This is a genomic window from Aporhodopirellula sallentina SM41, from assembly GCF_000346505.1.
Lineage (GTDB): Bacteria > Planctomycetota > Planctomycetia > Pirellulales > Pirellulaceae > Rhodopirellula > Rhodopirellula sallentina.
Genome location: NZ_ANOH01000324.1, coordinates 1 through 21,666, shown reverse-complemented (window position 1 = coordinate 21,666; position 21,666 = coordinate 1). Strand labels below are relative to the sequence as shown.

Sequence of the window (21,666 nt, the reverse complement as noted above, 5' to 3'; positions counted from 1 at the left end):
ATCACGCGAGCCGATCGATCGGGGCTGATCAGAAAGCTGCCGATCAGTGGAACGAATCGTTCGAACGTTACGGGTTTGAGCGAACTCTGCACGGTGTTTGTGTCAGTCTGCACGACCAACAATGCCAAATCGCTGGCCCGGCGAACCGCTGCGACACGGGCGGGCAGAAGTCGGCCGTCGGCGAGTCGGACCCGGATCGGGTCACCCGACAGTTCGCTGCGTTTGGTCAGAATGTATGCGTCTACTTTTTCCGAGGAGTCTGTGACCGCCGGTTCGTTTGACGATTGATCCTTCTGAACGACGGTTCCCAACGCGACCGGTCGGCCGCTGTTGATCACTTCAACGACGCTGCCTTCGATTGACTCGGCGATCGGATGGACGAGCCGCATCATCGCGCTGGAGTCGCGGCGGTTCACGATCGCGTCGCGACGTTGGATCGCGTGGTCGAGCAAGCGGCGTCGTTGCAGCCACTCGGGCGATTCGCCAAAGTCCTGTGCGGTCGCAGTGTTCGGCGTGGTCGCGGCCAGGATGATGATCAGAACCAACAGCACACAATGCCGCATTACTGAAAATCGCCGCATCAATGAACCCGAGTCAGACGCGATGAGTTTGGTGCACTCTTCGGCGTATTGTTCGGTGATCTGTCCGATGATCGATCGATTGGTGTTGGATATCTTAATGGTCATTGGCCCTACCGATTTCTACAACAACTTGAATCAAACGCCCTTCACGCCGGACCCATACTTTGACGCGTTCCCCCGGCATGGTGTCGGAAACGGCAGCTTTGAGTGACTCGAAATCCGTAATTTGCACGTCACCAAATCGTTCCACAACGTCGCCGGCTTCGATCCCCGCGTCGTCGGCGGGAGATCCCGGATTGATTTGCTTGACGTTCGCTTCCGAGTCGGTCGCGTTGCCGCGTACGCCGAGGACCGGTTTGAAACCGGGAAGGTAACCCCACGATTCGCCCTGGTTCATTTTATCCCAGGAGTCGCGGTAGTGATCAACGGGCACGTGGAGGTTGTCAGTCACTTCGTTGCCGATGCGACTGTGCACAGCGATCAATCTCCCCGACAGGTCGAACAGCGGCCCGCCGGAGTCACCACCGATCAACGCGCAATCGGTGACCAACGAATCCTCCCGAACATCGAGGATCCGACCGACGCGGGTCACCATGCCTCGTTCGCGGTCGTAGCCGCCGGGATGTCCGGTGGCGATGCACCACATGCCGCTGCGGAGATTTTCGCTCGTTCCCGGTGACGCGTGAGGCCACGGTTTGCCGCCGTTTTGTCCGGGATTGATTTTCATCAGGCCCGCGTCGACGTGGCGATTCATCCCTCGGGTCGTCGCGGTCACGGTTCGTCCATCGGCGAGCGTCAAGACAGCCGACTTTCCGGGCCGCATCGCGACGTGGGCGGCCGTGAGGACGTAGCCGGAACCGGTGATGATGACGCCGCACCCTTGGGCAGGCCCGATCTGAACGCTGACCGTGCATTCGGCGGCGCGAGAGGCAACGAGTTGTTGTTGACGCTGGAGCAAGCGGAATGTTTCGAGCGAATCGGGCACGCCGCCTTCATCGAGCAACGTTTGCAGAGCCTCGGGCAATTGAACCCAAGTGTCGCCTTTCGGGCGAGGTCCGCCGGGGCGAGAGTAGTCGGCGTCCTGCGAATCAACGATCGGGCTTCGAAAGTCGTTGCGTTCCGGGGCGAGCGAACGGGTCGAGTTGCCGGTTTCCGAACGCACACCACCGTCGACGACAGTGCCTTGGATGACATCGCCCTGGATCACGTTACCCTGAATCACATTGCCGCCAATTTGCCCTCGCACGACATCGCCGGGCAGAACGGTGCCGGGCGGATAAGTCGCCGGAGGGTAGGTTTGCGGGATCGTGCCGCCGTTGGGGACGGGTTGGCCGTTGGGGAAGAATTGGTTTTGAGCCATCAGGCTCGGGCCCGTCGCCAGCAACAGCATCAGGGCGACAATGAAATGCCTCGGCATCGCCAGGCCGACTGATCGGGGGCGGTTCATGCCGCCACGAACGACACGGTTGGGCAGTCTTGATCGAAGCGAAAAATCCGAATTCAAACTATGCGTCCCTCATGATCGAGAATGTCATCGCTCCGTTGTCCTGTCGTGGCAGTCCCCTTCCTGGGCCGTGACCTATTGTACCCTGTTGGCTCGAAATCGCCCACCTTTTTGCTCAATTCACACTGCCTGGAATCGCTCTGGACCGTTTCCCGCTCGGCGCCATCCGCGCATCCCGAAGACTCGGGTAGGCTGTGAGGCCGGTCGGATGCGGATCGGTGCGTTTCCTTGCCTCGAATGCGGAATTTTCGTGACACAAAATGCCATCGCCAGCCATCCGGAATTGCCCAAACTGTTGATCGTCGGGTGCGGTTATCTGGGCATGCAGGTCGGCAAACGGGCCGCATCGAAAGGATGGTCCGTTGCCGCCACCACCCGCCATCGGCAAGCAGAAATCGCGGCGGCGGGATTTTTGCCGGTGCGATTTGACTGGAACGATTCCAGAGATCTCCGGCAAATCGCCCGCGTCATCGAACAGGAAAGCATCGATCGCGTTTTGGTCTCGGTTAGTTACGATCGAAACAGCAAAGTGGATCGGTTTGCCTCGCAGGTGGACGGATTCAGCCGGTTGCTGCGGGTGATCGACGAGGCCACGGTACGATCCCAAAACGAGGCCACGGTACGATCCAAAAACGGGGCCACGAAAGGATCCGGCAACAGTGGATTGGACGTTTGCTACATCAGCACCACTGGCGTCTATCATCAGACGGGCGGCGTGTGGGTTGACGAGCGATCACCGACTTTCCCGACACGCGCCGGCGGCCAGGCTCACCTGAGGGCTGAGTCGCGGATGGCCGCGTGTTTGCCGAATTCAACGTGGACAATTCTGCGGCTGTCGGGAATCTACGGCCCCGGCCGAGTGCCGCGGGCCGCGGACGTGCGAGCCGGGCGGCCGATCGCGTCGCCGCCCGAAGGACATTTGAACCTGATTCACGTCGAGGACGCGGCCTCGGCGGTGATGGCGGCGTTTGCTCGAAGGATTGTCGCGGGCGGTTCCGATGGCGGATGTTGTCGCGAGCGGTTGTACGTTGTCAGTGATGATTCGCCCGTGATCCGTCGTCAATTCTACGAAGAGATCGCCAAGCAGACCGGATCGCCTTCGCCGGTTTTCGTCGACCCGGCGGAAGACTCTGGCGTGCGTTTTCGCAGTGAAACGGACAAACGCATTTGGAATCGACGCTTCAAACGAGACCTCGTCGCGAAGCTGCGGTTTCCCACCTACGTCGAAGGGCTCCGCAGTATTCTGTGAATTCGGTGACGCCCTACGGAGGCTCGTCAGACTCCGCAAAATTCGGTGAGCCCTCGCGGAGATGCCGACGCACCGGTCGGCTGGCCTCTTGATCGCCACGGCCTCGCGATCGCCGCGGCCTCGTGATTGCCCTGACGATCGTGAATGCCCTGACGATCGTGAATGCCATCACGATCTGCATGGACGTTACGCACCCACTCGACGGCCGCTAATATTACCAGCATGAATAGCTCAACACTGCCCGCTGCCAATTTCGATCTGAACCAACCCTTCCCGCCGTCGGGTGATCAGCCGGCAGCGATCGAAAAATTGACCGCTGGGTTTCAAGCCGGAAAATCTTCGCAGACGTTGCTCGGTGCGACCGGTACCGGGAAGACGTACACGATGGCGAACGTCATCGCGAACCTGGGCCGACCCGCGTTGATCCTCAGCCACAACAAAACGCTCGCGGCGCAGTTGTATGGTGAGTTCAAGGAGTTCTTTCCCAACAACGCGGTCCACTATTTCGTCAGCTACTACGACTACTATCAACCCGAAGCCTACATCCCGCAGCGCGACGTCTATATCGAGAAAGACTCTTCGATCAACGAGGAAATCGACCGGCTGCGTTTGGCCACAACGAGTTCGCTGGTCAGCCGCCGGGACGTCGTCATCGTGGCATCGGTCAGCAGTATCTATGGTCTCGGATCGCCGAAGGACTACAAGGAACTCGTGATCGATATCCACTGTGGGGAAACGACTCGGCGGGATCACCTGTTGTTGAAGTTGGTCGATGTGCAGTACGACCGAAACGACTTCGCGTTCGAACGCGGCAAGTTCCGTGTGCGCGGCGACTCCATCGAGGTGTGGCCGACCTATGAAGAGTTCGCCTACCGGATCGAGATGTGGGGCGACGAGATCGAACGTATCTCGCTGATCAAACCGCTGACCGGCGAGACCATCAACACGGTCAAGGATCTTTATATCTATCCGGCGAAGCACTTCGTGATGCCCGAGGATCGGATCCAAGCGGCACTGAAATCATTGAGAACCGAACTCGCCGAACAGTTGGAAGTGTTCCAGTCGCAAGGGAAGTTGCTCGAAGCTCAACGGTTGTCGGCACGTACCAAGTTCGATCTCGAGATGCTCGCCGAAGTCGGGCATTGCCCGGGCATCGAAAACTACTCGCGGCCCCTTTCAGGCAAAGCACCAGGAGCCACGCCGGATACGCTCTACGACTTTTTCCCGAAGGACATGGTGACGTTTGTCGACGAGTCGCACGTGACCGTGCCGCAGGTGCGAGCGATGTATGCGGGCGACCGAAGTCGCAAAATGACGCTGGTCCAGCACGGGTTCCGGTTGCCCAGTGCGCTCGATAACCGGCCGTTGAAATTCGAGGAATGGGAAGAACGTACCGGGCAGATTTGTTTTGTCAGTGCGACGCCGAGCGACTACGAACTCGAACGTACCGGCGGCGAAGTGGTTGAGCAGATCATTCGTCCGACAGGACTTCTCGATCCTGTCGTGGAAGTCATTTCGGCGCGAGGTCAGGTGAATCATCTGCTCGAAGAGGTTCGCATCCGTGCGGCTCGCAATGAACGGGTGCTCGTCACCGCGCTGACGAAAAGGCTCGCCGAAGACCTGTCGAACTATTTCCAGGAACAAGCCGTTCGCTGCCGGTGGTTGCACAGTGAACTCAACGCGTTCGAACGAGTCGATCTGCTTCAGGAATTGCGCACCGGTCAGTTTGACTGTTTGGTCGGCGTGAACCTGTTGCGGGAAGGTCTCGATTTGCCCGAGGTCTCTTTGGTTGCGATTCTCGATGCCGACAAAGAAGGGTTTCTGCGGAGCGAAACGAGTTTGATTCAAACAATCGGTCGTGCCGCTCGGAATGCGAATTCTCGCGTCTTTTTGTATGCGGACAAAATGACCGATTCGATGCAGATGGCGATCGACGAAACCGAACGTCGTCGAAGGATCCAACAGAAGTACAACGACGAACACGGGATTGTTCCGAAGACGGTGTTCAAGACGATCCGTTCAGGGATCGAGTCGGATGCTGCGAAACACCGCGCCGCTGAACGGCAGGCCACCGAGGATAGTGCAGTGACCTACATCACGTTGGAATACGTGGATGCTTTGGAAAACGAAATGTTAGCGGCGGCCGAAGAACTCGAATTCGAGCGAGCGGCCCGGTTGCGCGATCGCGTTCTGCAGCTAAAGGAAAACATCGGCAAACCGCTCTCGGAAGTCGAGTTGCCGGAGGAGAAACCCAAATCAGGCGGACGAGGCAAAGGCCGCCGGGCGGGCAAAAAGCAAAAAGGCCTCAACCCAACCCGAGCGAAAATTCCTCGGCCCAAACGCGGTTAGGTTGACCAAGATTTCGTGCGTATTTGATCACATCGAAATTTGCCGTCTCTGATTCCCGTAGCCTGATTCGGCCGAATTCAGTCCCTCGAATTCTGGCGTTTGAATTTAGGCCACCGAATTTAGGCCACCGAATTTAGGCCACCGAATTTAGGCCACCGAATTTAGGCCGCTTCAGTCTGCCGACATCGCCTACGTCATCCTAGAACGCTCTAGCACGCGGTCGTTAATTTCTGCCCACGCAAACCGATGCGTGTCCCCGAATAGACTTCATAAAAAATTCACCCCGGCCCGGCGATTGTCATATGAACGGTGCCGCAATCTGTGTGTCGCAGTACGTGGAATTTTGAGCGTTCCCTTATTAGACGCACTGAACTGATTGATCAACGTTTGTCAATCAATTACGTTTTCGAAAATTGCAATCTGATTGCGTGTGTGAAGGGTGTGCGAAATTGAAATTGGAATGAGAGGATGCGTCTAATTTCGATGAATCTCGCTGCCTCCGAGGCGGAATCAAGGTATTGTGACAGTACGGTTGTGGCCACAAGCAGTTGCATGTCGGCGGGCTTGACCGACCAACTGTCTTGCAGAGATTCCGGTTTTTCTTACGTCAATTGAGCGATCTGCGTTCTTCCTGCGCGTCCGCCTTTCGTGGAGTTGATATAGTGCGACCGATCCTCCGCGATCACTCTCGTATTGTGTGCAGCCAGACTGCACAGGCTTTTCCAATCCTACTCACATGTAAGAGATCCGATGAACTTTCAGATGTCACGATTCCGCTTGACGGTAGCGGCCTTGATCGTGTCCGCGCTCAGCCCTCTATGCGTGCAGGCTGACGACGAGAAACGCCCCAACATTGTCATCATTTGGGGTGACGATGTTGGGCGGGCCAACATCAGCCAATACACACACGGCTTGATGGGATATCAAACCCCGAATATCGATCGCGTCGCGCGCGAAGGAATGATGTTCACCGATTACTACGCCGAGCAAAGTTGCACGGCGGGGCGGGCGTCTTTCATTATGGGGCAACACGGGATGCGCACCGGCCTGACGAAGGTGGGGCTGCCTGGTGCGGACTTGGGAATGCAGGTCGAGGATCCGACCATTGCCGGTTTGCTCAAGCCACTCGGGTATGCGACCGGTCAGTTCGGAAAAAATCACCTCGGTGACCGTGACGAAATGCTGCCCACCAACCACGGCTTTGATGAGTTCTACGGAAATCTCTACCACCTCAACGCCGAAGAAGAGCCGGAACTGCCGGACTATCCGAAAGATCCCGAGTTCCGCAAAAAGTACGGCCCTCGTGGCGTGTTGCACAGCTTTTCCGACGGACGCATCCAAGACACCGGTCCGTTGACGAAGAAGCGTATGGAAACGATCGATGATGACATCGCCGATCGTGCCGTTGACTTTATGGAACGTCAAACGAAAGCCGACAAGCCGTTCTTCGTCTGGGTGAACTTCACCCACATGCACTTCCGCACGCACGTCAAGCCTGAGAGCCGCGGTCAATCCGGCCGTTGGATGAGCGAATACGCTGACGCGATGATCGACCACGACAAAAACGTGGGCACGGTTCTCGACAAGATCGACGAGCTCGGAATCACCGACAACACGTTCGTGATGTACAGCACCGATAACGGGCCACACATGAATAGTTGGCCGGATGCGGCGATGACGCCGTTCCGAAACGAAAAGAATACGAACTGGGAAGGTGCGTACCGCGTCCCGGCGATGGTTCGGTTCCCAGGCAAGATCGAACCAGGAACGGTTTCGAACGAGATTGTTTCGCACTTGGATTGGTTGCCAACGATCTTGGCGATGGCCGGCGAAGACAACATCAAAGAAAAACTGCTGAAGGGACACAAAGCGATCGGTCGCGATTACAAAGTGCACTTGGATGGTTACAACCTGTTGCCGTACTTGAGCGGCGAAGAAGAAAAGGGACCTCGCGAGTCGTTCATCTACTGCAACGACGACCAACAGTTGACCAGTCTTCGGTTTGATAACTGGAAGATCGTTTTCCTTGAGCAGCGCGTTGCCGGAACGTTGCAGATTTGGGCCGAACCGTTTGTGTCGCTTCGTGTGCCCAAAATCTTCAACTTGCGTACCGACCCGTACGAGCGTGCCGACATCACGTCGAACACCTACTACGATTGGTTGCTCGACCACGTCTTCTTGCTCGTGCCTGCTCAGGACTATGTCAAGGATTTCATGATGAGCTTCAAAGAATTCCCGCCACGCCAAAAGGCGGCGAGCTTCAATCTGGATGACGTGATGCGGAAACTCAACGAGAGTGGCGGCGCTCGCTAAGGATCCGGACAAAGGACACTGTTCTTCTCATGGCCGTTATGCGTTGGTCCCGGTTCGCGGTTGCGAGTTGTGTCGAACGCTGACTGGCAGATGAGTTCTCAATGAGTGTCTCGACGTAGAATCCGATCACGTGCCGGGAATGCATTGCTGTTCCTGGCACGTGTGTTTTGAAATGGCTTGGTTAAACGTGTGCCTCTCACCGTTAGGTGAAACCTACTGTGTTCGATGAAGAGGTTTGACGAAGTCTGATGGCCTATCAATTCGCGGGAGCGGGACCTTTGCTGCGAATCGTGGCGTTGGTCTTTCTGTTTGTTTTTGTTCTGGTCGCCGTTGCGGTTCTCGTCGGGATTGCCGCCTTGCCGGGGCGAATCGCGAGCAAACGGAATCACCCTCAACTCGCCGCGGTCAATATCTGTGGTTGGTTCGGTTTGCCAACCGGCGTTCTCTGGGTGGTCGCGATCGTCTGGGCGTACTGGGATTACAGTGCGACGCCACTGCATGGTGATTCAGGTGGCGATTCAGGTAGCGATTCCGATGCCGGTTCGATCACTCAGTCGACTCACGACGAACAACTCAGACGAAAAATTGACGCTCTCGAAGCGAGTGTCGCGAAGTTGCAAAACGCGGCAGGAGGCCAATCATGATCCCTGCCGTTTTGAGTTGTCTTTACGTGCTGTATCTCTATCGAATTTTGAATTCTCCTGCGGAGGAAAGCGGGGCGTCTGGTTCGACGGGCGGCAGCGACGACGGGCTACTGCATCGGCTCGACAAACTGCAGAACCAAGTCGACCGAATGGCTCGTGCTGCCGAGGAGGAAAACCGATGAATTGGATTCTCGGTGCGTTTTATTGTGGCGCGATCTGGTTGGTGTTCGCGAAACTGAAGCTGTTGCGACTGACCTTGCCGTTGGCAATCGTTTTGGCGTCGGTTGGACCATCGTTGATTGTTGCGTTGCTGTTTTGTGCACAATACTTTCACCCATTCACGTCCAAAGCGATCGTGTTGGAGGAAGTGATTCCGGTCACGCCGCAACTCAGTCGCCCGGGACGCGTGACCGAGATCGAGGTTCAGCCGAACAGGATGGTGAAGGCGGGCGATGTTCTGTTCAAGGTCGATCCGGTCCCCTACCAGAACAACGTGGCTCGGTTGGAGGCGTCGCTCGAACAAGCCAAACAGAGCAAGGAGGTGGCGGACGCGTCGGTTGATATGGCTCAGGCGAAGTTGGATCAAGCCACATCCGACCTCGAGTTTGCGACCGCGAATCGCGAACGACAGAAAAAGCTGATGGACGAGAAGGCGGGCAGCCAACAGGAACTCGATGCTGCCGAAAATCAATTCAAGGTCGCCAGTGCGGCGCGGGTGACTGCGAAAACGCAATTGGTACAGGCGCTGCTGTCGGTCGAAGTCGCGACAACGCAGGTGAGACAGATCGAGGCACAGCGAAACGACGCTCGATACGATCTCGATCAGACAACGGTGGTCGCGCCGAGCGACGGATTCGCGACAAACCTGCAGTTGCGGCCGGGCATGCTAGTCGGCGGCGGGGCGACGAGTTCTCTAGTGAGTTTTGTTGTTGATCGCCCTGAACGGAATCGAGGCGTCGTTGTGGCGATGTTTAATCAAAAGAACTATCTGCGAATCAAAAACGACCAATATGCCGAGGTGGCGCTCTACAATTATCCGGGTGAGATCTTCACCGGTCGGGTGATCACGACGGTTGACGTTACCGCGGCTGGGCAAATGCCGGTTTCGGGGATACTCCCGACCGATGTCGCGAACGGGAGCCCGAGTCGGTTTGCCGTTCGCATCAAGCTCGATCGAGGAGACGAGTTGCGCATTCCAGGCGGGGCACGCGCGATGGCGGCTGTTTACACGGAGGATATCCAGATCGCCGGTATCCCAATCATGTTCCTAATACGGGCAAAGAGTTGGTTGGCTTACTTGATGTAGTTCGGCGGGACGACGGATGTCGGAACGGTCGACGCTGGTGTGGCATTCGCTCGGCGGTTGCCTATCGATGACTGGTATAATGGGGCTTCCAACGGAAGCTCAATAAGAAACTAATCCCCCAATGAGACGAGTCGAATCATGAGTCTGCGTTGTTTTTGTTTGTTTGTCGTCGTGCTCTGCGGGGGCGTTGCGGAAACCCGAACGGTTCACGCCGATGATTCGGTCGGTCAAGCGATTCGTGAGTATGTCGGTGCGTTCAACTCCAAGGATGCCGACGCGCTGCGTGGTCTTTGGGCTGAGAATGCGACGCACATGGATCACGAACTTTCCGTTCGGACCAACGGTCGCGACGCGATCATGCGTGACATTGAAGAGGTCTTCGCTCGCCCCGAGTCGCTGTTTCTTTCCGGTTCGGTCGATCATGTGCGAATGATTACCGAATCGGTCGCGCAGGTCGAAGGCGAAGTGATGGTGACGGCCGGTGATTCGGAACCTAGCGAAAGCCGCTTTACCGCGATCTTAAAGCAGATCGATGGTCAGTGGGTGATCGACTCGATGGACGAGTTTCCGGTACCGCAGGTGACCGGCAATGCCGCGCTATCACAACTCGATTGGTTGATCGGAACGTGGCGGGACGATTCCGGCGACGTGGTGGTCCGATCGACGGTCAAATCGACCGCGAACGGTACCTATCTGATCCGAACGTTCGAGGCAGAAGACGCTGAAGGAACCACGGCGCAGAGCACGCAGGTGATCGCGTGGGATCCGCGGATGCAGCAAATCCGATCGTGGACTTTCAACGCGGACGGTTCGTTTGGCAACGGCGAATGGGACAAGAGCGGCGATCAGTGGCTGGTCCAGTCGACGCAAACGCTCGCGGACGGACGAGCCGCCTCGGGCACCTACGTGATTACGCCGCATAGCGAAGATGAATTTGCGATCAACTTGGTCGGCCATGAAATCGAGGGTGCGCCGCAGCCGTCGACACTCTCCGAAGTCGTCGTTCGTCGGGAATCGACGGAATCCGGTTCCACATCCGCGTCAGAATGATTGAGGTCAATGTCATGAAACGAATCACTATCATTCTTTGCGCGTTCGCGTTGATTTCGTACGGGCAGATTTCGCCTGTCAACGCACGCGGTTTTAAAGGCGGCGGGGGCGGCGGCCGTGGAGGTGGCGGTGGCGGCGCACGGATGGGAGGCGGCGGTGGTGGATTCAGTGGTGGCGGTGGCCGCGGCGGATTCAGCGGCGCGCGTCCGGCGAGCACACCGCACCTCGGGGGCGGATCGCGTCCGTCGATGCCGAGCAGCCGACCGAATTTCTCCACGTCTCGACCGAGCATGCCGTCGTCTCGCCCGAGCACCCGACCGAGTTTGCCGAGCTCGCGTCCGAGCGTTCCTAGCAGTCGTCCGTCAACGCTTCCTTCGTCGCCGAACTTTAGCGGCGGGCTGCGTCCGAGCACTGGCCCATCATCACCCGGCTCCTCGCGTCCCGGTTTGTCAGGGCCAGGTTCCTCACGCCCCGGATCGTCGGGCGGGCGTCCAAGTCTCGATCGTCCCAATGCGAGCCGGCCGAACGTGAATCGCCCCAGCACTCTGCCTGGAACGTTACCATCGAAAGATCGACCGACGACGCTACCCGGGAATCGTCCCAGCTTTCCGAGTCTCGGTGGTGGCAGCGGTGAGCGTCCCGGCAGCAATCGCCCAGGCGCCGGCGGAGACCGGCCGGGCAGTGGTAGACCGGGTGGCGATCGACCCAGCGGAGACCGGCCGGGCAGTGTTCGCCCCGGGAACCGTTTGCCCGGTTCGGGGGACCGTCCTTCCGCAGGCGACGTAGGCGATTTTCTCGGGATCCAAGGTGGTCTTCGACCGGAAACGTTGCCGGGGCGCATTCGTCCAGGCTCTGGCGACGGCGAACGACCGGGAATCGGTGATCGCCCTGGGGGTGAGCGCCCTGGTATCGGGGACCGGCCCGGGATCGGTGACCGCCCTGGAAGCGGAGACCGTCCAGGAATTGGCGACCGGCCCGGTGCTGGAGATCGCCCTGGCATCGGAGATCGTCCTGGAAATGGGAACCGTCCTGGTAGCGGGAATCGACCTGGTGGAGGTGACCGTCCTGGGATTGCTGACCGTCCAGGTCGCCGTCCCGACATCCGACCGGGGATGCCAGGCCGGCCGGGGCTCAACAATCGGCCGATCGATATTGGCAAGATCAATGTTGGCAACACGGTCATCAACAACCGTCCGTCTTGGGTGAACATCGATCGCAACACCGTCGGTCGCATGAACAACCGGTGGCAGACGCAAATGGGTGGGCTGCACGGATGGGCGAAGACGCGACCAGGCCGTGTTGGATATTGGCGTGGATGGGGCGACGGTGTTCGTTTCCGTTGGAAGGGATATCACTACCACGGACGATGGTTCACCGGTAACTGGTGGTACCGACATCCCGGCGGTGTCTGTCGATGGCATTACTACCATCGCTTCAACTATTACCCGTGGAACTACTGGTGGAGCCGTCCGACATTCGCTGTGGCCGCAGGATGGTTCGCATGGTCGGCCCCCAAGACGGTTTGGGAACAGCCAATCTATTATGACTACGGCAGCGGCGGAAACGTCACCTACCAAGACAACCGCGTCTACATCAACGATGAACCGGTTGCGACGGCGGATGAGTTTGCACAAAGTGCGGCTGCTCTAGCCACCGTTGTGCCTCCGGAGTCGGAGGAGAAAGCGGAGGAGGCGGAGTGGTTGCCGCTGGGAACGTTTGCGTTATCGACCGATGAAGACGACGTCGAACCCTCGCGTATCATTCAATTGGCCGTGGACAAGTCGGGCATCATCTCCGGAACGATGTACAACCGCGAGACCGACAAATCGCAGGCCATCCAAGGCCGAGTCGACAAGAACACGCAGCGCGTCGCGATGCGTTTCGGAGAAGACGACGAGATCATCGCCGAGACCGGTTTGTATAACTTGACCGAAGACGACGTACCGCTGTTGGTGCACTTCGGCAGCGAACGGACGGAGAACTACATTCTCGTTCGGCTCGAGCAACCGGACGAAGCGGAAGGCACCGATGGCGCCGAGGACTCCGAGGACGCCTACGATTCGGAGGAGGATGGCTCTTCCGGCTCTCAGGAGTAGTCGCTCTCATCGCGAGAGCGTCTTTAAGAATGATGTAGCCGATGTCGCCAGACTTCGGTGGCCTGAATTCTGGCAGATTGAGCTACGGAAATCGGACGATCCCAATTCAACGTGTTCTAGCTGTCTTGCTCATCGTCAACTGTCTCGCGACGGCCGCGGTTCCCAACAGGGGATCGCGGCCGCGTTTGTGTTGGCGTGATTGGATTGCGGACGGTGGCCGGAGATTCAAGCGACAACACCTGCGATTTCAGAAGGCGTTTTCAGAAGGCGAAATCAGAAGGCGATGTTCGCTCTCACACCGAGAATGTACGCGTCGTCGACGGTCGATCGTGCTTGCGATACCCACTGAAAATCAGGGGTAATGGTGAGAAAGGGTGTCGCCTGAATGTTGTAGAACGTTTCAACTCCTTGGCTGTCGCCGATTCCACCAACCGCCAATTCCAACAGCGGCGTGATGTCGTCGCTCGTTTCGGAGAAGTAGTAGCCGACGCCGAAGGAGTCGTTCTCGCGACCGCGGAGAGTGCTGTTGCCACCAAGACCGATGCTCCAGAAGTAGCTCAGCGGATTGTTCGAATCGTCCGCCACCCCGCCGCGTGTGAAGTATCCCCAACCCCGAGTGGAATCGCGTTGATCGACGTGCAGGTAGTGGTCCGTATTCCAATAGACCGACCAGGAACCCGAGGAACGCTCGATCGGAATGGTCGGCAGGACGACCCGCGGGTCTTGGTCGAGATTGGCGAAGTCACGCGAACTGTAGGTTGCCCCGACGAGCACGTGGCCGGGCCGATCGCAGAATCGCGTGGGTAGGCGAAGTTCGGACGATAGCACAACACCTTCGCTGAACAGTTCACTGAATCCGCTCGTTCTCACCGTGTCGGTTGGATTGAGTGCGAGGAAGGAGAACATCGGTTGTCCTTCGTGCAGGTAGGCGAACCCGGCACCGAGTGTTGCGTACGGAACCGTGCGTAGTGCGACGGGGTTTACGACGAAGCTGACGTTGGAGAACTGCGTGATCCCGCGACCATGAGCGAACGCGTTCATATCGCCATCGAGCGAATCCATCTTCCCTGCGAAGATTATGCAGGACTCCGACAGAGCTTGAGTGATGACGAAGTTAGTGATGTAGAGGTCGCGGGTTTGAACCGTTGGTAACTCCGTCGCCAACGTCGCAGGCAGGAACGCACCAGATGGCTCGACGATCGAGTCGCCGAATCGGTGCTCTGCACGGACTTTGAGAAACATACCTTCGTGCACGCCGAGTTTGCCCAAGTCGACATTGGCGAGGTAGTCGCCGTGTCCGCCGTAGCGCCCGGTCTGTTTGACGCCGCCATCGACGGTGCCGAAGTAAAACTGAGTCAGGTTACTGCTGAACGTCAGCCCGCATGCGGCGAGTGATTCTCGACACGATAGCTCTTCGTGAAACGCATCGCATGCGTCCTCGAAGTGAGCGTCGCAGCAAACCCCAGCGTCGCAGCAAACCCCAGCGTCGCAGTAAAACCCAGCGTCGCAGTCGCAGCATCCATCCTGTCCGATCGAAACCGATGGGATCCAGCTGGCCGTCAGCGTTAGGAGTGACGCGAGCCATCGACGCTTGCTCGTGACCTGTTTGCGTAGGAGCATTGTGATCTTGCTGAAAAGGAGACGGGGGTGGCGAGCCTGACTTAGCTGCACCGATTCGTTGTAATCGCTTGCATCGTGTGATGAGGGAGCACCGGTGCCACTACCATCAGTCGGCCAACCGCGACATGCGATATCATCCAATCAGCCGTGCGCCCCAGAACGCGTGTAATCAATCCAGCTTGTCAGGCGGACGGTACAAACGTTTCACGATGAAGCGAGCCGGAGGGGGCCTCAGGGTGTAAACGCGTCGAGAAAACGTCCGCGCCCGGTGCCGCGGTTCGGTTTCCTGGGGCGGGATCGCTCAGCGAGATCCGCCGCGATTCTGCGGTTCGGATGCGGGAGTTTGTCGGAAAACTAGTGTTATTGCGTCGCTGCCCGGCTAGAATCCTTCGGGGGGAGCAGAAACACCTGGGCGAATATATCGTACTCGCTACAATGAATAAGGCTACTAAGCTGCGCGTCTTCGAATAAAAGTCGCTTTAATTTACCGACTCCCGACGCATCAGATCGCGGGTGGGAGGCTGCTGGATCAAGGTTAATGAGGAGTCTTGGCGGATTGATCCGGTGACGGAAGGCTGGGGAAGGCTGGGGAAGGCAAGCCGGTGACAGAAGGCCGGTGACAGAAAGATTGTTTGGGGCATCCACAACGCGAAATCGCGTTTTGTTACAACTCGTCTGCGTTTTATATATTGTTCATCCTGTGAAATTGCGTCTCGGTTCATTTATCCCTGCTCAGGGAGTTCGGTTCGATCGCTTCCCTATGGAAGCACTGGTCAGGGAGCTTTCCGGCGGAGGATGTCTCCATGATGCAGTGGTGGCGTTTGCTGAGAGGTTGAGGTTGCGAATCGGGGGCGGATCGGATTCGCTGAAACTTCAACTCACTGGGTGGGTGACCCAATGAGTGACGAATCGATGAGTGATAGGCCGACGAGCGGGCCGGTTGCACGCGATAACGACGATGACGGGCTCAGCGTCGGTCCGGTTTCAGTGCACTCTTTGCGAGATACCAGTTCGGACGAATCGCAGACGAAGCACTGGAGCTCCTCCGACGGGACCGCGACGGTGGCGGACAAAACCGCATCGGAAGACCCGCCCATCCCAGAGGTACCGCGGCAGATCGGACGGTTTGAGGTTCGTGAAGAACTCGGCCGCGGAGGATTCGGGGTCGTGCACCGGGCGTACGATCCGGTCTTGGATCGCGACGTGGCAATCAAGGCGATCGCTCGAAACCCGACCGTAGTCGATGACGGCGGCAAACGTTTGCGCGAAGGCCGCGCCGCGGCACGGATGAGTCATCCTTACCTCGTGCCGGTGTACGAGATTATCGAATCGAACGAGTGCATCTATCTGGTATCGGAGTTGTGTCCTGGGCCAACGCTGCGAAAGCTGATTTCGGCGTTTCCCAATGGCATGGAAACGAAGTGGGGCGTTAGCGTTGCGATCAAATTGGCTCAGGCGATTTCGCACGCCCACCGACGCGGATTCGTCCACCGCGACATCAAACCGAGCAATGTGTTGTTGGTTCCCGACCCGTTGCGTTTCGACGATGAGTCGAGCTTACTCAACCAAACCGACGGCTCGAAACAGTGGGATGCGTCCGATCTCGTGGAGTTGGATCGCGGTGAAAGTTTGCCCTTCACGCCGCGTTTGACTGATTTTGGTTTAATGCGTGACATTGTCGATTTGCTTCAATCGTTCGAAGGAAATCGCGTTGTCGGAACGCTGCCTTACATTGCTCCCGAACAACTCGGAGGTCAAAAGGGCGAAGGGGAAGCGTTAGGCGACCTGCAACTCGGTGATGTCTATTCGCTCGGCGTTGTGATCTACCAGATGCTTACCGGGTGCGTTCCCTATTCGGCCAAAGTACCGATCGAAATGATCGAGTTGATGTCCAACACATCCGCGACGCCGGTTCGTGAAAAGAACCCGGCCGTCAATGTTGACCTCAATGCGGTTTGCATGAAATGTTTGGAACGGGACCCGCGCGATCGGTATCAATCGATCGATCTGTTGCTCGATGATTTGGAAAGATACGCCGAAGGGTTTCCGGTCGACGCGCGTCCGCAGTCGCGGGCCGAGCGGATGTTGCAAATGGCGGGGCGGTCGCCGGTCGAGACGACGCTGGTGGTTTGTTTACTGGTGATGTCGACTTTGGCGGCAATCACGTTCGCGTGGAGCAACCGTAGTTTGCGAAAACAGGGACAAGTGCTCGCCGATGCGATGGCGGTTGCCTCGCACAACGAGACGCTCGCGAAGGAGGCGGAAGCCCGGGCGAGTGAAGCGTTTCTCGATGCCGAGCAACAACGTATCAATGCGGTCAACAGTGAGAACACGGCGCTCGAAATTGCCTACGAATCCGATCTACGGGATGCGTTTTCTGCTGTCAGTGTGGGCAACTCCGCCAACGCGTTACAGATCGTTGATGATGTTTTGGAGTATTGCGGCGAGGAACGTGTTCGGGGACGAACGGATTGGCAGTTGATCAACACGTTGGCAAAGCAGGGATGGGATGAACTGGACCTAGGAGACGTCGAGAAGAACACGCGTATCACCGGATTGGCTCTGGTTCCCAAACGCAATTTGCTGGTTTCGACATCACTCGGCGGATGCGTTCGCTTTCACGATTTAAAACATGGCGAACTCGTTCATTCCATCCAACTGCCCGATGCCGGATTGTTTGGTATGGGCGGTCACGTGCAGGTTCACGCGTTGGCGGCGTCCTCCGACGGACGCTGGATTGCAGTAGGCAAGAGCACCTCGGCATCATTGACCGCGTGGACCGCGATGACCTCGGTCGAACTATTGGATTTGTCTCAGGGCGATCTTACTGAACTTACCTTTGACCGGAGTCTCATGGGATTTGACGCGACCGTCGAGTCACTGGCGTTTACTCCGGATTGTAAACAGATCGCGGTGGGGTGTCGGTATGAACCGGTGCGTGTGATCTCGCTTGAAAACCCTATGGAACGTTTTGAATTCCCGTCCGAACGCCGCAATGTCACGACTTTGATCAACGCACACAATGAACTGGTCTATACCAATAAGGACAGGGAATATTCTGCCTTCGATCTTTCTTCGCGTCGCCGTCGTTTTCTGTTCGGCTATGAAGGGACCCTGGGCGCGATGGATCTGATTACCGCGTCTGGTGACTCGTCTCGGTATTGTTGCGTTCGGATGGGGGGGGCGCAGGTTCAGATTAATGACGTCGAAGGCGATCAGTTATTCCGTTTTTACTTTGATAGCACCTGTGGGCCGGTCACTTCGGTGAAGATGACCGATGACGGAAATCGTTTGATCATGGGAACGCTCGGTGGCGGAGTTGGCGTTTGGGATCTTCCTGACATGCAGGAGCAGAAACGATTCGCGATCGAACGTGGCGAAAACAACGCTGTGCCCATTGAAGTGGAACCTACCGAATACTCCGTGCGACATCGCGGCAAGGTAACCGAAGTCGTTCTCGACGAAAGTGGTCGAATCTTCAGCGGTGGCGAAGATGGCATGATCGCGACCTCGTTCATTGCTGACGAGCAAGCGGATGGAGGAGCGGCGAATGCATTTAAAATCCCAACGCAGCCACCGCATCTCCGAGGCATGAAGGCGGTCCACACGGTGGTAACGGACGATGGCAGGTTTGTATACGCGATGCGATATGACGGGTCGGTTTATCGGCTTGCGATCGCGGATGGTGACATCAAAGAAGTTCTCGGGCCGCGTAAACGCTACACCAGTTTCTTGCAGATTTGCAATGAAGGTAAATGGTTGGCCGCTGGTTATGAGAGCAATGTTGTTGTGAAGGAATTATCCGGCAACGGTAGCGTGCACGAACTGGATGCGTCAAACAAATCGAGACCGTCGGAGGGGGGCGTGGTCGCTGTGTTTGTTGGCAAAGAGGCGGATTGGATACTATTAAAGAACGGCTCTACCGTGATGACTCTGTTCCGCGTGGTCTATGATGATTCCGGCGAGGTGCAAAAGTTTTCCCGTGATGGATCGGTTCGTTTCCGACGATCGGCGAGCGCCGTTTTCAGTATCGGCAACGATGAGATGCTCCTGATCGGCGACTCCGTTTTTCTTTACCGCGTTGGCGATTACACCGAGCGGGGACTCGGTCCGGGATTCGGTCACCTGCAGTCGTCCTGCCGCGACGACGTTCGATCGCGTTTTCTGCTCGGGGTACTCGACGGACGCATCTACGCGGTGAACGAGAGTGGCGAGCAACTGCAGCGGTCGCGGCAATGGCGAACGGGCGACCAGCGATCGGGGAAATACCACGGCATCACATCTCTCGCTGTTACACCGGACGGACGCACCCTACTCACAGGCAGCAGTACTGGGGAGCTCGGTGTTTGGAACGCCGCCACTCTCCGGCTCATCGGGACGGTAAGGATGACATCGCCTGATCGAGCGATCCGCTCACTGGCAATGTCTGAGGAGAACAACGTACTGGTCTTTAATGATTGGGATTTCAGCAAAGCTAGCGTCGATGAGACTTCACGCTTGCATGTGATCCCTTTGGTAGCGGACAATTGGGAACAGGAACAATGAGTCATTTGAAGAAGCAGCCGACGCATCGGTTGGGTGTAACATTTGTTAAGGCGGTGACGGCAATGAAGACTGGCAAACGATTAAACGGTGGTTTCACGTTGGTGGAACTCCTAGTGGTGATATCGATCATCGCGGTCTTGGTGGGGCTGTTGATCCCGGCGGTGCAGGCGGCTCGCGAGGCGGCACGTCGCATGCAATGCAGTAACCACGTCCGTCAGTTTGGATTGGCGATTCACAACTATCACAGCGCCTATCAGGTCCTGCCGCGAGCGCTCTGGTTCGAGACGCCGCCCAAGTCATTCAACGGTCGCCCCTGGTCGGTGGCGATCCTGCCGTTCATGGAGCAACAGGCGATCTATGAACGATTCGATATGAACGTGGTCGCGGTGGATCAGCTCAGTCCACAGAACGTGGCCGTTATTCAGTCGGTCGTGCCACTATACGTCTGCCCCTCGACGCCCGAATCAGCCGACACGAGGCGTTACACGTTTGATGCGACTTCGATGGGCATGCCGTTTACCGCGACGAACATCGCCCCGATTGATTACACCCCGACAACGGGCGTGAACGGTAACTACATGCTACACGCGGGCATCGACGGTTCGATCGAGCGAGAAGGCGCGTTGCAGGTGGTCAGTTCCGTTTTCGGTGGTGGCCAAGACGGGAAGTTTTCTGGCATCCTCGACGGTCTTTCCAACACATTCCTGTTGGGAGAACGCACCGGTGGACCGACAATCTACAGCGGAGGACGCATCGACAACGTTGCCACGACCAACCTGGTCGGAACGAACGGCGGAGGTTGGGGCGATCTGGTCAACGGAGAACACTGGATGCAGGGTTCCCAACGCGACGGACTATCCTGGCCTCCGGAGGACGGTCCCTGTGCGATTAACTGCACCAACGCCCGCGGGTTCGGTTTTCACAGCTTTCACCCGGGCGGTTCTTACTTTTTGCTCGCGGATGGTTCGGTCAAATTCTTCACCGAAAACATTGAGCCATATATGTTTGCGTCCATGATCACACGCCGAGGCCGCGAAGCACCACAGCCCTAGAACGTTTTGAAACCGACGCGGCTCAGTTCTCGGGTAGCCCGTAGTGGCACTAACGCCGGCACGAACGACACGCATGTCCCATTGGTGTCTGCGGGGCGTCTTGTTGTGTCCGGTCGATGGATCGATTCTTAGATGACGACTGGCTTCTCGAGCGATCGTCGAACCGGAACGATTTGTCCAACGTGCATCATGACGTGAGTTGAAACGAGGACCAAGATGCTTCCGACCGTTGGGAACATTTTTGCAAGATGTTCGGGGGCCGGTTTGTCGAGATCTTCGTCGCTCATCGCATCCAATGCCGCGAACGTTGCTTCTTTGCATTTACCGAACAGATCGAGATATTGATCTTTCGTTAAGAATTGGCTCGCGTCGTCACTGGCGACGTTTTCTCGCGAGTGATTTTCGGCGAAACCTTCCGGCAGCGAAATCGAGTGTCCCGGTGCGACCGAATCGAGAAGGCTGCCTTCGGAAACGATCAAGTGCCCGAGTTGCCACGCGATGTGGTTACAGCCCTTACACGGCCGAGTCAACAATTCCTCGTCGCTCAGGTCGCTGAGAAAAGAAGTCATCACCATTTGGCTGGTCGAATAGGTTTGCTTGATTGCGTCGAACGCGTCCATAGTCCTGGCTCTTGATTGCTGAAAAGGAAAGGCGTGTCGCCAAAAATATCGATTTGTGCGTATCGCAATGCATTGCGAGTCGTTTACCGAAAACGGTGCCTCATCGAATGGCGAAGACGAGTCATGGAATATAGGCTGCGAGCGATCGGCAACAACCATAGGAGGATCTTCAAATGCTCTCGAGAGAAAAGGTTGTGCAGGGCGCCTTTCAATATGATCTAGCCGATTTTGTTGAACTTTGAGGGGCTGAGTCCGGGCGAATCCAGTTACGGGGATCGGGCACTTAGAATTTCAAAGTGCTCTGCGTGGATTGCCTGATCTGTTGCACGATCGCTAACGCCGCGCACAGCAGAATTCCTGGGATGAAAACGAACGCGGCATCGGAAAAACGTCCGATCGGTGGACTCGTGAGTGCAACAAATCCCAATTTGAATGCGGCGTACGTGATGGCAAGCAACACCAACGCGCGATAACCGGCATCGCATCTTGAGGACGGATTCTGATCGTCCGGTTGGACCGATGGAGATACGCACTGATAGATCGAGAAGACTGCGAACGCGATAATGGAGATTAGAAACAGCGGGTGCATGACCATGTTCGCCGCTGACCCCCACATTCCCCGCCGGACCGCGAGCAGCCACCAACGAACGTAACGCGTGGGATAGGCCAGCACGATATGTTTGTCGAGATCGGCGAGCAGTTGATGCTGCGTGATCGTGTCGTCGGGAACGACCTTT

At 57.2% G+C, this 21,666-nt stretch carries 13 protein-coding genes and 2 pseudogenes; 10 read left to right on the top strand and 5 right to left on the bottom strand.

Going from position 1 to position 21,666, the window contains the following annotated elements; all coding sequences use genetic code 11:
* Window positions 1-686 (bottom strand): annotated as a pseudogene (locus RSSM_RS21450) (S1C family serine protease); the annotation flags it as partial.
* Window positions 676-2,028 (bottom strand): S1C family serine protease, encoded by a 1,353-nt coding sequence (locus RSSM_RS21445; protein ID WP_144060014.1) that lies wholly within the window; start codon window positions 2,026-2,028, stop codon window positions 676-678. The gene RSSM_RS21445 and the pseudogene RSSM_RS21450, both read right to left, overlap by 11 nt.
* A gap of 265 nt (window positions 2,029-2,293) precedes the next feature.
* Here RSSM_RS21445 and RSSM_RS21440 point away from each other — a divergent pair, with 265 nt between their 5' ends.
* From RSSM_RS21440 to RSSM_RS21405, 8 genes are all read left to right on the top strand, one after another.
* A complete protein-coding gene (locus RSSM_RS21440; RefSeq protein WP_008683851.1) occupies window positions 2,294-3,334 on the top strand; it encodes an NAD-dependent epimerase/dehydratase family protein in 1,041 nt (346 codons plus the stop codon).
* A gap of 222 nt (window positions 3,335-3,556) precedes the next feature.
* On the top strand, window positions 3,557-5,683 hold the full coding sequence (gene uvrB / locus RSSM_RS21435) for an excinuclease ABC subunit UvrB (protein ID WP_008683847.1): 2,127 nt from the start codon (window positions 3,557-3,559) through the stop codon (window positions 5,681-5,683).
* Window positions 5,684-6,445: 762 nt separating this feature from the next.
* Window positions 6,446-7,996, top strand: coding sequence for an arylsulfatase (locus RSSM_RS21430; RefSeq protein WP_173403174.1), 1,551 nt, complete (start codon window positions 6,446-6,448; stop codon window positions 7,994-7,996).
* Between the two features lie 248 nt (window positions 7,997-8,244).
* Window positions 8,245-8,640, top strand: a complete 396-nt coding sequence (locus tag RSSM_RS21425) for a DUF3302 domain-containing protein (protein WP_008683844.1) — start codon at window positions 8,245-8,247, stop codon at window positions 8,638-8,640.
* A complete protein-coding gene (locus RSSM_RS21420; protein ID WP_008683842.1) occupies window positions 8,637-8,822 on the top strand; it encodes a hypothetical protein in 186 nt (61 codons plus the stop codon). The genes RSSM_RS21425 and RSSM_RS21420 overlap by 4 nt, the downstream gene beginning before the upstream one ends.
* Window positions 8,819-9,946, top strand: a complete 1,128-nt coding sequence (locus tag RSSM_RS21415; RefSeq protein ID WP_008683840.1) for an HlyD family secretion protein — start codon at window positions 8,819-8,821, stop codon at window positions 9,944-9,946. The genes RSSM_RS21420 and RSSM_RS21415 overlap by 4 nt, the downstream gene beginning before the upstream one ends.
* 138 nt (window positions 9,947-10,084) lie before the next feature.
* On the top strand, window positions 10,085-10,996 hold the full coding sequence (locus RSSM_RS21410; RefSeq protein WP_008683837.1) for a YybH family protein: 912 nt from the start codon (window positions 10,085-10,087) through the stop codon (window positions 10,994-10,996).
* A gap of 14 nt (window positions 10,997-11,010) precedes the next feature.
* Window positions 11,011-13,092 carry a chromosomal replication initiator protein DnaA gene (locus tag RSSM_RS21405; RefSeq protein ID WP_044303224.1) on the top strand — a complete coding sequence of 694 codons (2,082 nt, stop codon included), beginning with the start codon at window positions 11,011-11,013 and terminating at the stop codon, window positions 13,090-13,092.
* Between the two features lie 273 nt (window positions 13,093-13,365).
* On the opposite strand, the gene RSSM_RS21400 is transcribed toward RSSM_RS21405, so the two are convergent.
* Window positions 13,366-14,712 (bottom strand): carbohydrate porin, encoded by a 1,347-nt coding sequence (locus RSSM_RS21400; protein ID WP_008683832.1) that lies wholly within the window; start codon window positions 14,710-14,712, stop codon window positions 13,366-13,368.
* An 897-nt stretch (window positions 14,713-15,609) separates the two neighbouring features.
* Here RSSM_RS21400 and RSSM_RS21390 point away from each other — a divergent pair.
* Both RSSM_RS21390 and RSSM_RS21385 read left to right on the top strand, forming a co-directional pair.
* Window positions 15,610-19,257, top strand: coding sequence for a serine/threonine-protein kinase (locus RSSM_RS21390; RefSeq protein WP_008683830.1), 3,648 nt, complete (start codon window positions 15,610-15,612; stop codon window positions 19,255-19,257).
* Between the two features lie 62 nt (window positions 19,258-19,319).
* Window positions 19,320-20,309, top strand: coding sequence for a DUF1559 domain-containing protein (locus RSSM_RS21385; RefSeq protein WP_044303222.1), 990 nt, complete (start codon window positions 19,320-19,322; stop codon window positions 20,307-20,309).
* A 128-nt stretch (window positions 20,310-20,437) separates the two neighbouring features.
* On the opposite strand, the gene RSSM_RS21380 is transcribed toward RSSM_RS21385, so the two are convergent.
* Both RSSM_RS21380 and RSSM_RS33885 read right to left on the bottom strand, forming a co-directional pair.
* Window positions 20,438-20,929 carry a DinB family protein gene (locus tag RSSM_RS21380; protein ID WP_008683826.1) on the bottom strand — a complete coding sequence of 164 codons (492 nt, stop codon included), beginning with the start codon at window positions 20,927-20,929 and terminating at the stop codon, window positions 20,438-20,440.
* Window positions 20,930-21,212: 283 nt separating this feature from the next.
* Window positions 21,213-21,666: pseudogene (locus tag RSSM_RS33885) on the bottom strand (hypothetical protein); the annotation flags it as partial.